General features: G+C 67.9%; 12 protein-coding genes. 9 read left to right on the top strand and 3 right to left on the bottom strand.

What is annotated here, in order from left to right:
* The first annotated feature begins 26 nt into the window (after positions 1 to 26).
* From CFB41_RS15375 to CFB41_RS15340, 8 genes are all read left to right on the top strand, one after another.
* Positions 27 to 353, top strand: coding sequence for a DUF2917 domain-containing protein (locus CFB41_RS15375; protein WP_089441334.1), 327 nt, complete (start codon positions 27 to 29; stop codon positions 351 to 353).
* Positions 354 to 437: 84 nt separating this feature from the next.
* Positions 438 to 1,196, top strand: coding sequence for a lipoyl(octanoyl) transferase LipB (lipB, locus tag CFB41_RS15370; RefSeq protein WP_089456998.1), 759 nt, complete (start codon positions 438 to 440; stop codon positions 1,194 to 1,196).
* Positions 1,189 to 2,181: a lipoyl synthase gene (lipA, locus tag CFB41_RS15365; protein ID WP_039346279.1), complete on the top strand. Its 993-nt coding sequence runs from the start codon at positions 1,189 to 1,191 to the stop codon at positions 2,179 to 2,181. The genes lipB and lipA overlap by 8 nt, the downstream gene beginning before the upstream one ends.
* Positions 2,182 to 2,514: 333 nt before the next feature.
* A complete protein-coding gene (locus tag CFB41_RS15360; RefSeq protein ID WP_179250049.1) occupies positions 2,515 to 2,883 on the top strand; it encodes a helix-turn-helix domain-containing protein in 369 nt (122 codons plus the stop codon).
* Between the two features lie 7 nt (positions 2,884 to 2,890).
* The gene (locus CFB41_RS15355; protein ID WP_089456997.1) at positions 2,891 to 4,216 is read left to right on the top strand and encodes a type II toxin-antitoxin system HipA family toxin; all 1,326 of its coding nucleotides are present in this window, start codon (positions 2,891 to 2,893) and stop codon (positions 4,214 to 4,216) included.
* A 182-nt stretch (positions 4,217 to 4,398) separates the two neighbouring features.
* Positions 4,399 to 5,415: a taurine ABC transporter substrate-binding protein gene (gene tauA, locus CFB41_RS15350; protein WP_089456996.1), complete on the top strand. Its 1,017-nt coding sequence runs from the start codon at positions 4,399 to 4,401 to the stop codon at positions 5,413 to 5,415.
* 40 nt (positions 5,416 to 5,455) lie between these two features.
* Positions 5,456 to 6,253, top strand: coding sequence for a taurine ABC transporter ATP-binding protein (locus CFB41_RS15345; RefSeq protein ID WP_089456995.1), 798 nt, complete (start codon positions 5,456 to 5,458; stop codon positions 6,251 to 6,253).
* Positions 6,253 to 7,215: an ABC transporter permease subunit gene (locus CFB41_RS15340; protein ID WP_089456994.1), complete on the top strand. Its 963-nt coding sequence runs from the start codon at positions 6,253 to 6,255 to the stop codon at positions 7,213 to 7,215. Before CFB41_RS15345 ends, CFB41_RS15340 begins: the two co-directional genes overlap by 1 nt.
* 127 nt (positions 7,216 to 7,342) lie before the next feature.
* Here the strand turns inward: CFB41_RS15340 and CFB41_RS15335 are convergent, their stop codons facing one another.
* From CFB41_RS15335 to CFB41_RS15325, 3 genes are all read right to left on the bottom strand, one after another.
* Positions 7,343 to 9,247: a YadA family autotransporter adhesin gene (locus CFB41_RS15335; protein ID WP_256941057.1), complete on the bottom strand. Its 1,905-nt coding sequence runs from the start codon at positions 9,245 to 9,247 to the stop codon at positions 7,343 to 7,345.
* Between the two features lie 266 nt (positions 9,248 to 9,513).
* Positions 9,514 to 11,391, bottom strand: a complete 1,878-nt coding sequence (ggt, locus tag CFB41_RS15330; RefSeq protein WP_089456992.1) for a gamma-glutamyltransferase — start codon at positions 11,389 to 11,391, stop codon at positions 9,514 to 9,516.
* 71 nt (positions 11,392 to 11,462) lie between these two features.
* Positions 11,463 to 12,425 (bottom strand): LysR family transcriptional regulator, encoded by a 963-nt coding sequence (locus CFB41_RS15325; RefSeq protein WP_089456991.1) that lies wholly within the window; start codon positions 12,423 to 12,425, stop codon positions 11,463 to 11,465.
* 248 nt (positions 12,426 to 12,673) lie between these two features.
* On the opposite strand from CFB41_RS15325, the gene CFB41_RS15320 reads away from it, so the two are divergent.
* Positions 12,674 to 14,806: a 3-hydroxyacyl-CoA dehydrogenase NAD-binding domain-containing protein gene (locus CFB41_RS15320; RefSeq protein WP_089456990.1), complete on the top strand. Its 2,133-nt coding sequence runs from the start codon at positions 12,674 to 12,676 to the stop codon at positions 14,804 to 14,806.
* Positions 14,807 to 14,832 lie beyond the last annotated feature (26 nt).

Here is a 14,832-nt window from a genome sequence, read left to right as displayed (position 1 = left end):
CGAAGCACTTTTTGGCGGAGTCGATCATGCAAGAAATTTCTTCAAGCATCACGTTCGAAATCCCCGCGGGCGAAACCGTGCCGATGAAGGTACAACGCAGCACGCGGCTGATCGTCCAGCGCGGGCCGGTGTGGGCGACGCGCAGCAACGACGTCGACGACTACTTCCTGGTCGACGGCGAGTCGCTGAAGCTGCGCCGCGGCGAGCGGCTGTGGCTCAGCGCGGAAGGCCGGGAGGGCACGTGCGTGGCGTTCTCGGTATCGCGGCCGCCCCGGGAAGTCGCGCTCGGCGGGCTGGCACGGCTGCGCGAACGCCTGTCCGCGCTGCTTCACAACGGCTGGCGCACCGTCTGACGATCATTTCCTCCGACGGATACCGGCGATCCGTCCCCCTCCCCAGGCCGGCGAGACCCACGGGTTTTCGGTAAACTACCGCCCATGTCCGTTTCGCCGGTTTCCATCGTGTCCACGCCTGTTGCCGTTTCCGCACCGCCCGCCGGGTCCCCGGCTCAGCCGGCCCCGCCGGTCACCGTGCGGTGGCGGGGCGTCGAGACCTACGAGGCGAGCTTCGACGCGATGCGCGCGTTCACCGACACGCGCACGGCCGACACCGGCGACGAGATCTGGCTGGTCGAGCACCCGCCCGTCTACACGCTCGGCCAGGCCGGCGACCCGGCCCACCTGCTGGTGGCCGACAGCGGCGTGCCGCTCGTGAAGGTCGACCGCGGCGGGCAAATCACTTACCACGGCCCCGGCCAGATCGTCGCGTACCTGCTGCTGGACCTGCGCCGGCGCAAGCTGATGGTGCGCACGCTGGTGACGAAGATCGAGGAGGCCGTGATCGAAACCCTCGCGGCGTATAATCTCGCTTCGGTCCGCAAGGCGGGCGCGCCCGGGATCTACGTGGCGTCCGGCGTGCACGAAGGCGCGAAAATCGCGGCCCTCGGCCTGAAGATCCGCAACGGCTGCAGCTATCACGGGCTGAGCCTGAACGTGAAGATGGATCTGCGCCCGTTTCTTGCGATCAACCCGTGCGGCTATGCCGGACTGGAAACTGTCGACATGGCGAGCCTCGAGGTTGCCGCCGACTGGAACGACGTCGCCCACACGCTGGTGCGCCGTCTGATCGCCAACCTCGACGGCGCATCCGCGGCCGCCGACAAGCCGCAGGCACTGGAACAACATTCGAATGACTGACGTTACCGCTTCCCCCGCACCGGCCGATTCGGCCGCGACCCCTGCCTACGATCCGACCGCCAAGCAGAAGGCGCAGGCGAAGACGGCGCGCATCCCGATCAAGGTCATTCCGATCGAGAAGCTGAAGAAGCCCGAGTGGATCCGCGTGAAGGCGGCCACCGGCAGCTCGCGCTTCAACGAGATCAAGACGATCCTGCGCGAGCACAACCTGCATACGGTGTGCGAGGAAGCGAGCTGCCCGAACATCGGCGAGTGCTTCGGCAAGGGCACCGCGACGTTCATGATCATGGGCGACAAGTGCACGCGCCGCTGCCCGTTCTGCGACGTCGGCCACGGCCGCCCCGATCCGCTGGATCCGGACGAGCCGAAGAACCTCGCGCGCACGATCGGCGCGCTGAAGCTCAAGTACGTGGTGATCACGAGCGTCGACCGCGACGACCTGCGCGACGGCGGCGCCGGCCACTTCGTCGAGTGCATCCGCGAAGTGCGCGAACAGTCGCCGGAAACGCGCATCGAAATCCTGACGCCGGACTTCCGCGGCCGTCTCGACCGCGCGATCTCGATCCTGAACGCCGCACCGCCGGACGTGATGAACCACAACCTCGAAACGGTGCCGCGCCTGTACAAGGAAGCGCGCCCGGGTTCGGACTACGCGCACTCGCTGAAGCTCCTGAAGGATTTCAAGGCGCTGCATCCGGACGTCGCGACGAAATCGGGCCTGATGGTCGGCCTCGGCGAAACCGAAGAGGAAATCCTGCAGGTGATGCGCGACCTGCGCGCGCATGACGTCGACATGCTGACGATCGGCCAGTACCTGCAGCCGTCCGAGCACCACCTGCCGGTGCGGGCGTACGTGCATCCCGATACCTTCAAGATGTACGAGGAAGAGGCGTACAAGATGGGCTTCACGCACGCGGCCGTCGGCGCGATGGTGCGCTCGAGCTATCACGCCGATCTGCAGGCGCACGGGGCCGGGGTGGTCTGAGCACCGTTGCTTCGTCGTCTTCCGGCGAAACCAAAAGAAGCCCGCAGCGATGCGGGCTTTTTGTTGGCGCGGACGCGGAGCGTGGCCAAACGGCCGAATTGTGTGCCGGATGGGTGCCGTCGATGATGTATGCGACGACGAAGTGTTGGACTACGCGACACGTCAGAGTCCCGCTGTTGACGGTGCCCGCGTTGGGTGCGGTAGCGTATTGCCCATCAATGAATGCCATTTAAGGTATCCGATGAGAGCTGTTATAAGGGTTAATGGTTCTCGTTGGGGCTCTTAATGTGTGCTCGCCTTGAGATTCTGCTGTGTCGACTTATAATGGGTCTCATGGAAACCATTAAGTCAGATAAAGGCTCGGTTGAGAACCGTAAGATTGAGCGACCTTTGCCCGTCATCGCGCAGCGTACGCTCAAGAAACTGGGTGGTGACATCAATCGTGCCCGGCGTCGGCGAGGGTTGACGCAGCAGGCGTTGGCCGAGCGTGTCGGAGCAGGACTCAGCACGATCAAGCGACTGGAGGCCGGTGATCCGCGCATGCAACTGCATGTGCTTGCGCGCGTGCTTCAGGTGTTCGGTGAGCTCGACCGGCTGAGCGATCTGCTCGACAGTGCACAGGACGACGTCGGGCTCGCGCTGATGGACGAGCAACTGCCCCAACGGGTTCGCACGCCCAAGAAGAGCCCCCACGCATTTTGAGCAGCGAATGAACGGTAAAGCGATCAAACCGGATGTCAGCGACGCACTGGACTTGCACATCGGCACGGCCGGGTTGCCGGTCGGGCGCTTGCTCTATGTGAGTCAAGGGCGGCGCGAATTGTCCCAGTTCGTCTATGACGAGCGCTGGTTGACGCATCCCGATCGCTTCGAGATATCGCCGGATCTGCCGCTGCACGCTGGCTATCAGACCCGCCGCGCACCGCGCGCGGTGGATTCGGTCTTTCACTTCGCGCTCGCCGATACGGAGCCCGATGCATGGGGGAGACGCGTCATCGATCGAGCGCACGCCAAGCTGCGTCGAACCCAGCCCGACCTCAGGCCACTCAACGAGCTGGATTATTTGTGTGCGGTCGATGACTTCAGCCGGGTTGGTGCACTGAGGCTGTGTCGTTCGGGCCGGTATTTGCGGACCGAGGAGGGCGGGCGGCGGACCACGCCACCTTTCATCGAACTCGAGCGGATCGCCGATGCCACGCGCGCGCTCGAGGCGGGCACCGACACGGCCGCCGATCTGAGCTATCTGCAGGGCAAGGGTACGTCGCTGGGTGGTATGCGCCCGAAATGCACGGTGCTGGACGAGAACGGCAGGCTCGCCATCGGCAAGTTTCCCAGCATCGGGGATACGATCAACGTCACGCGAGCCGAGGTGCTGGCACTGCGTCTCGCTCGCATGGCCGGTATCGATGCGGCGGGCGCGCGATGCGTGACGGTGGGCGAGACGCCCGTCGCGCTCATCGAACGGTTCGACCGCACCGGCGACGATCTTCGTATTCCGTATCTGTCAGCCGCGTCGATGCTGCAGGCGTCCCGTGACGATGAGCACGCCTATACGGAGATCGTCGATGCGATGCGCCAGCATGGCGCCCGGCCGCTCGATGATGCGCGCGAGCTCTGGCGGCGTCTCGTGTTCAACCTCCTTATCACGAACACTGACGACCATCTGCAGAATCTCGGCTTCCTTTACGACGGCAATCGACGATGGCGGTTGGCACCGGCTTTCGACGTCAATCCGATGCCCGGCAAGCTGCGCGAATCGAAGACGTGGCTCACCGAGGATACGGGTCCGATCGATTCGATTGGCGTACTGCTCGATGCATGCAGTCATTTTTCGTTGACGCGCGAACAGGCGCTTGACGTGCTGGGCGGCGTGTTCGATGCCGTTCAGAGTTGGCGGCGCGTCGGTCAATTGGCGGATATCGGTTTGACGGTACGGGAACTCGACGATCTAGAGGACGCGTTCGAGCACCCGCAGACCGAGCTGGCGCGCAGGTATCTCGGCCGGCCGGTGCGACCCGCGACCCGCGAACGCTGACACACGCGTTCCGCGTCCCCGCACGACAATCGCCACCGGACCGGACGCGCAATCCGGTAAAGCATGGAAAGCAAAGCTGAAACGGCATCGATAGCTTCGCAGGATAAGTTCGCTCCTGCCGCGCGCAAAGCTCCTATAGTCGGCTCTCCCGCAGCAATGCCCGCATTCCGAAGGAGAGCCGCATGTCCCGTTTCAGCTTCATCCGCCGCGCCGTCGTCGCGCTGACCGCCTTTGCCGCGTTCGGCGCGGCGCACGCCGAAACGCGCGAAGTCGTGATCGCGTACCAGGACATGGTGGTGCCGTGGCGCTACGCGCAGGCGAGCGGTGAAGTCGAAAAGGCGACCGGCTACAAGGTCACGTTCCGCAAGCTCGACAGCGGCGCCGACGTGATCCGCGCGCTCGCGTCGGGCTCCGTGCAGCTCGGCGAAGCCGGCTCGAGCCCGATCGCGGCCGGGCTGTCGCAGGGGCTCGACATCTCGCTGTTCTGGGTGCTCGACAACATCAACGACGCCGAGGCGCTCGTCGCGCGCAACGGCTCGGGCGTCACCAACATCGCCGCGCTGAAGGGCAAGAAGATCGGCGTGCCGTTCGTGTCGACGTCGCATTTCCACACGCTCGTCGCGCTGCAGGCCGCGGGCGTCAATCCGAACGACGTGAAGATCGTCAACCTGCGTCCGCCCGAAGTCGCGGCGGCGTGGGCGCGCGGCGACATCGACGCGACCTACATCTGGGATCCGGTGCTCGCGAAGGTCAAGCAGTCGGGCACCGTGCTGACGACATCGGGCCAGGTTGCGAAAGAAAGTGGCAAGGCGACCTTCGACGGCTTCGTCGTGAGCCGCAAGTTCGCGCGCGAGAACCCCGAGTTCGTCACGCGCTTCGTGAAGGTGCTCGCGGCGGCCGATGCCGACTACCGCGCGCATGCGGCGGCTTGGAAGGTCGGCTCGCCGCAGGTCGCGGCGGTCGCGAAGGTCTCGGGCGCGAACGCACAGGACGTGCCGGCCAGCCTCGCGCTCTATGCGTTCCCGACGGCGGCCGAGCAGGCATCGCCGACGTGGCTCGGCGGCGGTGCGCAATCGGGCGCCGCGAAGTCGCTGGCAGCGACGGCCACCTTCCTCAAATCGCAGGGCACGATCCAGACGGTGCTCGCCGACTATTCGGCCGGCGTCGATCCGCAGTTCGTGCAGAAGGCCGCGCGCTGAGCGCGGCCACTCAGCCCACTCGTCGCGGAGCCCTTCGATCATGAGCACGCTGGAAGTCCGTCAGGTATCGGTCGCCTATCCGGGCGAGCGCGGCAGGCCGACGACGCAGGCGCTCGCGCGCGTCGACCTGCGCATCGATGCCGGTGAATTCGTCGTCGCGCTCGGCGCGTCCGGGTGCGGCAAGACGACATTGCTGAACTGCATGGCCGGCTTCGTCGCGCCGACGACCGGCGAGGTGCGGGTCGACGATGTGCCGGTCACGGGCCCCGGCGCCGATCGCGGCGTCGTGTTCCAGAAGTACGCGCTGCTGCCGTGGCTCGACGTGCTCGACAACGTCGCGCTCGGGCTGCGCTTCGCACGCGTGTCGAAGGCCGAGCGCGAAGCGCGGGCGCGGGAGATGCTCGCGCTCGTCGGGCTCGACGGTCATGCGCATGCGCGCGTGTACGAGCTGTCGGGCGGGATGCAGCAGCGTGTCGGCATCGCGCGCGCGCTCGCAAGCGACCCGCGCGTGCTGCTGATGGACGAGCCGATGGGCGCGCTCGACGCGATGACGCGCGGCACGATGCAGGCGCTCGTGCTCGACGTATGGGCGCGTACCGGCAAGACGGTGTTCTTTATCACGCACGATGTCGAGGAGGCGCTGTTCCTCGCGACGCGTCTCGTCGTGATGACGCCCGGCCCCGGACGGATCGCGGAAACCTTCGAACTGCCGTTCGCGCGCCGCTACGTCGAATCGCGCGATGCGCGCGCGGTGAAGTCGTCACCGGATTTCATCGCGTGGCGCGAGCGGCTGATCGCGTACCTGCATCGCGACGAAGCGGCCGAGGCGGCCGCGTGATGCATGAACTCGCGCGACACGGCGCGTCGGTCGGACGCGGTCGGATCAGCACTTTGCACAGGCAGGACAGCATGAGCACGCAGGATTCGTGGGCGGCCGACGGAACGGCCGCAGGTGTCGAGCAGGGTGATCGCACGCAGGCTCGAGCGACGGAGCGTCGTGCGCCGTCGTCGCGCCGCTACCGGTTGCCGGGGGAGGGGAAGACGGCGGCCTTGAGCACGGCGACGGTCGCGGTGCTGGCCGTGCTGTGGTGGGTTGCCACGCATCGTCAGTGGCTGCCGCCGCTGTTCCTGCCCTCGCCGGAAGCCGTTTGGACGGCATTCGTCGATGCGTGGCATGGTCGCATTCAGGGTGGGCTGCCGTTGTCCGAGCACCTGCTGTGGAGTGCGGCGCGCGTGTTCGGTGCGTTCCTGTTCGCGACCGTGATCGGCGTGCCGGCCGGCATCCTGATGGGCGTGAGCCGCGTCGCGCGCGGCGTGCTCGATCCGCTGCTGGAGTTCTACCGGCCGCTGCCGCCGCTCGCGTACCTGCCGCTCGTCGTGATCTGGTTCGGCATCGACGAAACGGCGAAGCTCGTCGTGATCTTCCTCGCATGTTTCGCGCCGATTGCGATGGCTGCGCGCGCCGGCGTGCGCGCGGCGACGGTCGAACAGATCAACGCCGCGTATTCGCTCGGCGGCAGTTTCGCGCAGATCGTGCGCCACGTCGTGCTGCCGGCCGCGTTGCCGGAGATTCTCACCGGGCTGCGGATCGCGATCGGCTTCGGCTGGACGACGCTCGTCGCGGCCGAGATGGTCGCTGCGACCGCCGGGCTCGGGCAGATGGTGCTCAACGCGTCGAGCTTCCTGCGCACCGACATCGTCGTGATGGGGATCCTGATCATCGGCGCGATCGCGTGGCTGTTCGATCTCGCGATGCGATGGGTCGAGCGGCGGATCGTGCCGTGGAAGGGGCGCGGATAGGCGGCGAGTCGAACCGGGGCGCGACGCAGGTCGATTGCTCCGCACCGCGAAGGAAAGAGGGGCCGGGCTTCGCGTCGAGCGAAGCCCGGCCCCTGTCGCATGATGCCGGCGACTGCGAGAGGACGACTTACCAGCGATACCCGGCGCCGGCGCCGACCGCAACCGTGCCGCGCGTATTGGTGGAACCGGATGCCTTGACCACCCAGCGCCCGTTGCGCGTGGCGGTGGACAGGCCGAACGCGACGGCCGACTGCCCGCTGTACGTGCCGCCGGCGATCGAGACCATGCTTTCGCCAGCCAGCGACGCCTGCGGCAGGTTCGCGATGGCGACGGCGGACGCGATGCCGCCGCTGGCGTCGCGACGATAGTGGTCGATGTCGTTACGCACGCTGCCGATCTGGTCGTGCAACTGCTGCACGTTCACGGCATCGGTCGGCGCGGTACCTGCCTTGACGTTGGTGATCTGCCGCTCCTGGCCCGGTGCGCCGACGGAGACCGTGTCGTCGCGATCGGCGACGGAGTTGTTGCCGAGCGCGACCGAGTTGTTGCCCGATGCCGTCGAGTTGTTGCCGAGCGCGAGACTGTCGTCACCGGATGCCTTCGAGTTCTGCCCGAGTGCAAGCGAGTTCGATCCCGTTGCGCCGGAGCCGTCGCCGAGCTGCGCGAAGTCGTTGCCGTGGTTGCCGCCGGGCGGCGGGCTCGTGGGTTTGTCGTTCTCGAAGTTCGTCAGGCGCGTATCGAGCAAGTCGATCTTCTGCTGCATCGTGAAGAGTTGCCCGCCGTTGACGGCTTCCAGGCTGCCCGCTGCGATCAGGCCGGGCGCGACGTTGGCAAGCAGCGTGCCGCCGACACCGCCGAGCGTCGCGCGGGCGAGTGTCAGATCGTCGTACACGAGCGCACCGAGCTGCTTGCCGTTCGGGTCGATCAGGCCGGTCGCCTTCAACTGCGCGATGGTCACGGCGTCGGTGTCGTCGACACCGTTCGACAGTCCGGTCAGTACGCGCGTGCCGTCCGTACCGGCGAGGCTTACCGACGTGCCGCCCTTGTTCGCGCCGATCGAGATCGCGAGGCTCGCGGGGTCCTGCCGGACGAGGCCGGTGGCGCCGTTGTCGAGGCGCGTGCCGAGATCGTCGACGTCGACGCGAATGGATTTGACGTCGCCTTCGATGTTCGTGACACGGCCGTCGAGCGTCGTGATCGATTGCGTGTTGGTCCTGGCGCGTTCGTCGAGATTCGTCAGCGCACTGCCGACGTCGTTGAACGACTGGCCGTCGATCTTGTAGTTCGGGCCGCGCACACTCCCGTCCGCGTTGATCGCGGCATCGCCGCCGAGCGCCTCGACGACCGGTTTGAGCTGCGACAGGTTGACCGCGTCGGTATCCTTCGTGCCGGCGCGGAGATTGACGAGCTGGCGCTCGTTGCCGGCCTGGCCGATCGAGACGGTCTTCGCGCGGTCGGCGACGCTGCCCTGGCCCAGTGCCACCGAATCGTGCGCGGTCACTTTCGTGTCCGCGCCGAGCGCGAGCGCGCGGTTCGCAGTGACGCTCGACGATACGCCGAACGCGCTCGACCGGTCGCCGTGAACGCTGGCCCTTTCACCGATCGCAATCGTGGCTTGGCCATTGGCGCTGGCCACCGCGCCGATCGCGATGGCCGAGTAATCGCCGCCGGTCTCGCCGTTTGCCTTCGCACCGGGCCCGATGGCAATCGAGCCGGCTCCCGAGGCAGTCGGCGTGCCGCCCGTACCACCATTGACGATGAGATTCTCCAGCACCAGATCGGCAGCCTGACCGTAGCCCGGTGCAAGCACGGCAATGGCGATGGCGAGTTTCGAGAGGCGGGTGGCGCAAGCGGCGCGGTGCGAGCGACCGGAAGTGCGGAGGGGAATGCTGGCCATTTTATTGGTCGTAGTCCTTATTAATGTGGGGTGTTGGTCGACGCAGGCTGACGAGGCGCCGTCACGATACCGACGTGTCCTTTTCCTGGCGGCGCGTTGGCTGCGTGATGGTGTCGTCGAGGATGGCGGCAACATGCCGTCGCTGCCGACGACCTGCCTGGATAGGACTACGCCGATACGAGCGGCCGACTATACGGATTGACGCAAGGGCCGTCGATGAGACGAATACGAAATTGATGCGGATGGTGCGGGACACATGCGTGCGTCGAGCACGATGCGCAGGATGAACCGAGCGAGCGGACAGGGAGCGGTCCGCGCGCGTCGGGCACGCCAACGCGTCGTCACGGCCAGGCGGCCGGACGACATCGCGTGGCGGGCCGCGCCGCCACGCCCGGGGACCCTCATTCCCCCATCGCCATGCCTTCGCGCCGCGGATCCGCGCCGCCGAACCACACCGTCTGCCCCTGCACGTTCAGCCGCTGGATCCCCTGCAGCCCCGAATTCATCTCGACGACCTGCACGTCGTGCCCGCGGCCCTTGAGCCCGTCGGCGAGTGCTTCCGACACGCGGCCGCGTTCGAGCTGCGTCGGCCCGTTCATCGACCCGAAGTTCGGCAGCGCGATCGCCTGCTGCATCGTCATCCCCCAGTCGAGCACGCCGACCAGCGTCTTCGTGACGTGATTGATGATCGCGGGGCCGCCGGCCGAGCCGACGATCATCGTCACCTGCTTCGTCTTCTTGTCGAACACCAGCTCCGGCGACATCGCCGAGCGCGGCCGCTTGCCGGCCTGCACGCGGTTCGCGACCGGCCGGCCGTTGTCGTTAGACACGAACGAGAAATCGGTGAGCTGGTTGTTCAGCATGAAGCCGCGCACCATCAGCCGCGAACCGAACGCGTCCTCGATGCTGGTCGTCATCGACAGCGCCTGGCCGTAGCGGTCGACGATCGCGATGTCGGACGTCGACGGCAGCTCGGGGCTGCGGTCGTCGGCCATCGCGAGCGTCGCGCCCTGCGGCGTGCCGGCCTGCGCGACGCCCATGCTGCTGTCGCCGATCAGGTGCGCGCGCTGCGCGAGATAGGTCTTGTCGATGAGGCTCGCCCAGCTGCCGCCCGGCAGCGGCACGAAATCGGGATCGGCGACATAGCGCGCGCGGTCCGCATACGCGAGGCGCCCGGCTTCGCTGAACAGGTGCGCGGCGAACGGGGTCGGCTCGTAGCCGACGTCGTTGCGCACCGGCTTCTGCGCGCCGATCTGCTGCCAGTCGGGCATCGCTTCGAGGATGCCGAGCATCTGCGCGATCGCGAGGCCGCCCGACGACGGCGGCGGCATCCCGCACACGACCGAGCGTCGGTAGTCGGCGCACAGCGGCGCACGCACCTTCGCCTTGTAGCGCGCGAGATCCTGCAGCGACAGCAGGCCCGGGTTGGTCGGGTGCTTGCGCACCTTCGTGACGATGTCGCGCGCGATCGCGCCGCTGTAGAACGCGTTCGCACCACGGTCGGCGACCTGGCGCAGCACGGTCGCGAGCGCGGGGTTCTTCAGCACCGTGCCGGCGGCCTTCGGCGTGCCGTCCGGGTTGTAGAAGTACGCACGGGCGGCCGGGTCGTTCTTCAGGTACTTGTCATTGGCGATCAGTGCCGCGAGCCGCGGGCTGATCGTGAAGCCGTGCTCGGCGAGCCGGATCGCCGGCTGGAACAGCCGGCGCCACGGCAGCTTGCCGTGCGCGCGATGCGCGGCGTCGAGCATGCGCAGCACGCCCGGCGTGCCGACCGAGCGCCCGCCGACGACACCTTCGTAGAAGCTCATCGGCTGGCCGGTCGGCCCGTAGAACAGGCGGTCGGTGGCAGCGGCCGGCGCGGTTTCGCGGCCGTCGTAGGCCTGCGTTGCCTTGCCGTCGAAGTACAGCATGAACGCGCCGCCGCCGATCCCCGACGATTGCGGCTCGACGAGCGCGAGCACCATCTGCGTGGCGATCGCCGCGTCGATCGCGGTGCCGCCGGCCTTCAGCATGTCGAAGCCGGCCTGCGTCGCGAGCGGGTTCGCGGCGGCGATCATGACGTGCTGCGAGGTCCAGCCCGGCTTGTCGGTCCAGCCGGACGACAACTCGGGCGCGTGGAAGCCGGGCAGCGGCACGGCGGCGCCCGAGGCGGCGGCGACGGGCACCACCGCACCCGACGGCGGCGTGGACGGGGACGTGCAGCCGGCGTTGAACGCGACGAGCGCGACGGCGGCGAGCAGCGTCCAGGGGCGCGAATGCGGACGAATCCGGTCGAACATTGAACCCTCGGCAGCAGTGAATTCGAAGGAGGCGACGGTGCCGGCGCAACGCGGCTGCCCGCCCCGGCGCGCTATTGTCGCCGCGCGCCCGGCGGCTTGTCACCCGACAGGAAACCCTGACGCAGCGCGCCGGGCCCGCCCCGGCCGGTCTTTCCGGCCTGTTCGAGGATGAACTCTATGAACGTCGACGTCGCGCGCGTGTGGTGCCGGTTCGGCATGTAGAGCATGTACATGTGCGTGCCGAAGATGCTGAGCCGGTACGCGTCGAGCGACGTGACGACCGTGCCGCGCCGGATGTCGTCCTGCATCACGTAGTCGGGCACGATGCCGACGCCGATCCCGCCGAGGATCGCCTGCCGCAGGAACAGGAAGTTCTCCGAAACCAGCGTGGGCTCGAGCAGCACCTCGTGGCGCTCGTCGCCGAGATACGCGGCGATCCTGAGCTGCCGGCCCATTACCGTCGCGGTGACGACGGGGGCGGCCGACAGCGCGTCGAGGCTCGCCGGCATCCCGTGCTCGGCCGCGAATGCGGCGGATGCGCACGCGACGTAGCGCACCGCGCCCATGTCGCGCGCGACGAGGTTCTGCGGCGGCTCCGGCATCACGCGCACCGCGATGTCGATCTCGTCGCGCATCAGGTCTTCCACGCGGTTCTCGAACACGACGTCGAGCACGATGCCCGGATGCAGCCGCTTGAACGCGAGCAGCCAGTCGGACATCACCATCTGCCCGTAGCCGCTCGGCACCGACAGCCGCACGCGGCCCTGCAGGTCCTGGCCGAGCGTCGTCACCGATTCCTGCGCGGCGAGCAGTTCGTTGCGGATGCGCCGGCCGTGCTCGTACAGCTTCAACCCGATCTCGGTCGGCTCGATGCGCCGCGTCGTGCGCCGCACGAGCTGCTGGCCGATCGAGCGCTCGAGCTGGTTCAGCCGGTAGCTGACGTTTGCGCGGCTCATCTTGAGCCGCTGCGCGGCCTTGCTGAGATTGCCGGCATCGAGGATCTCGACGAGCAGCGTCAGCGCGTTCAGGTCCATGCGTCGCGTCTCCTGGTTCGCCCCTTTAATGGTCGGAAGCATTCAGTGTCAAGTCAGACTTGACAGCTTGTAAAAGCGGGAGGGAATTGTCAATGAATCTCGATCAATCGAGAATCAGGTCATGCCCGGCATACGGCCGGATCTTGTCCCGCTTCGTGCGGGACCGGGGCCTGTGCCCCGGCGCCGCTCGCGTGGCCGTGAGCCACGAACCGGCGTCGACGCACCCGCCGCCGCGTCAAGGAGACACGATGAATTCACCCGCTTCCCCCGCCAGCCCGGCCGGCACCGTCACGCGCGAACGGCGCGACAAGGTGCTCGTCGTCACGATCGACCATCCGCCCGTCAACGCGCTGTCCGCCGTGGTGCGGCGCGGCCTCGCCGACGCGCTCGACGCCGCGCAGGCCGACGACGCGATCCGCGCGGTGCTGATCGTCGGCGCCGGCCGCAACTTCATCGCGGGCGCCGACATCCGCGAATTCGGCAAGCCGATCGTGCCGCCGTCGCTGCCGGATGTATGCGAGCGGATCGAATCGGGCACGAAGCCGGTCGTGGTCGCGCTGCACGGCGCGACGCTCGGCGGCGGCCTCGAAGTCGCGCTCGCCGCGCATTACCGGCTCGCGGTACCCGGCACGAAGCTCGGGCTGCCCGAAGTCACGCTCGGCCTGCTGCCGGGCGCAGGCGGCACGCAGCGCGCGCCGCGCCTGATCGGTGCGAAGGCCGCGCTCGACCTGATGCTGACCGGGCGTCATGTGAGCGCGGACGAAGCGCTCGTGCTGGGCCTCGTCGACCGCGTCGCGCATAGCGACGACACGCTCGCCGAAGGCCTCGCGTACGCGCAGGAACTCGTGTCGCTCGGCGCGCCGGTGCGCCGCACGCGCGATGCGCGGGGGCTCGCCGATCGCGTGGCCGCGCAGGCCGCGATCGATGCGGCGCACGCGGAACTGCCGAAGAAATCGCGTGGCCTGTTCTCGCCGGCGAAGATCGTCGACGCGGTCGAGGCCGCGCTCACGCAGTCGTTCGACGCGGGGATGAAGCTCGAGCGCAGCCTGTTCCTGCAGTGCATCGACAGCCCGCAGCGCGCGGGCCTCGTGCATGCGTTCTTCGCGGAGCGCGAAGCGGCGAAGGCGCCCGAGGCGCGGCGCGCGAGCGCGCGGCCGGTCGAGCGGATCGGCGTGGTCGGCGGCGGCACGATGGGCGCGGGCATCGCGGTCGCGGCGCTCGACGCCGGGCTGCCGGTGACGATGATCGAACGCGACGAAGCATCGCTCGCACGTGGCCGCGCGCACGTCGAGAAGGTATATGACGGCCTCGTCGCGAAAGGGCGGATGACGCCGGCCGCACACGCGGCGCGGCTCGCACGCTTCAAGGGCAGCACGTCGTACGACGCGCTCGCGCAGGCCGACGTCGTGATCGAGGCCGTATTCGAGGACATGGCCGTCAAGCAGGCCGTGTTCGCCGAACTCGCGCGCGTGTGCAAGCCGGGCGCGGTGCTCGCGACCAACACGTCGTATCTCGACATCGACGCGCTGGCCGCCAGCATCGACCGGCCGGCCGACGTGATCGGCCTGCATTTCTTCTCGCCGGCCAACGTGATGAAGCTGCTCGAGATCGTCGTGCCGGCGCGCGTGAGCGCGGACGTCGTCGCGACCGCGTTCGCGCTGGCGAAGCAGCTGAAGAAGACGCCGGTGCGCGCCGGCGTGTGCGACGGCTTCATCGGCAACCGGATCCTCGCGGTCTATCGCACGGCGGCCGACACCCTGATGGAAGACGGTGCGTCGCCTTACCAGATCGATCGCGCGGTGCGCGAATTCGGCTTCCCGATGGGGCCGTTCCAGGTCGTCGACCTCGCGGGCGGCGACATCGGCTGGGCGACCCGCAAGCGCCGCGCGGCGACACGCGACCCGCGTGCGCGCTACGTGGAAATTTCCGACCGGCTGTGCGAGCGCGGCTGGTTCGGCCAGAAGACCGCGCGCGGCTACTACCTGTATCCGGACGGCGCGCGTGTCGGCACGCCGGACCCGGAAGTCGAGGCGATCGTCGCGGAAGAACGCGCGAAGAAGGGCGTCACGCCGCGCACGTTCACCGACGACGAGATCCTGCGCCGCTACCTCGCCGCGATGATCAACGAAGGCGCGAACGTCGTGCACGAGAAGATCGCGCTGCGCCCGCTCGATGTCGATGCGGTGTTCCTGCACGGCTACGGCTTCCCGCGCTATCGCGGCGGCCCGATGCATTACGCGGACACGGTCGGCCTCGCGAACGTGCTCGCCGATATCCGCGCGTTCGCGAAGGAAGATCCGCTGTTCTGGAAGCCGTCGCCGCTGCTCGTCGATCTCGTCGCGCGCGGCGCGGATTTCGCGAGCTTGAACCGCATCGACTGAACGCCCACCGCATTCGCCACGGACCG

Origin of the sequence: Burkholderia sp. AU33803 (assembly GCF_002223095.1) — a bacterium.
Taxonomy (GTDB): Bacteria; Pseudomonadota; Gammaproteobacteria; order Burkholderiales; family Burkholderiaceae; genus Burkholderia.
This window is presented reverse-complemented; position numbering and strand designations above follow the sequence as displayed.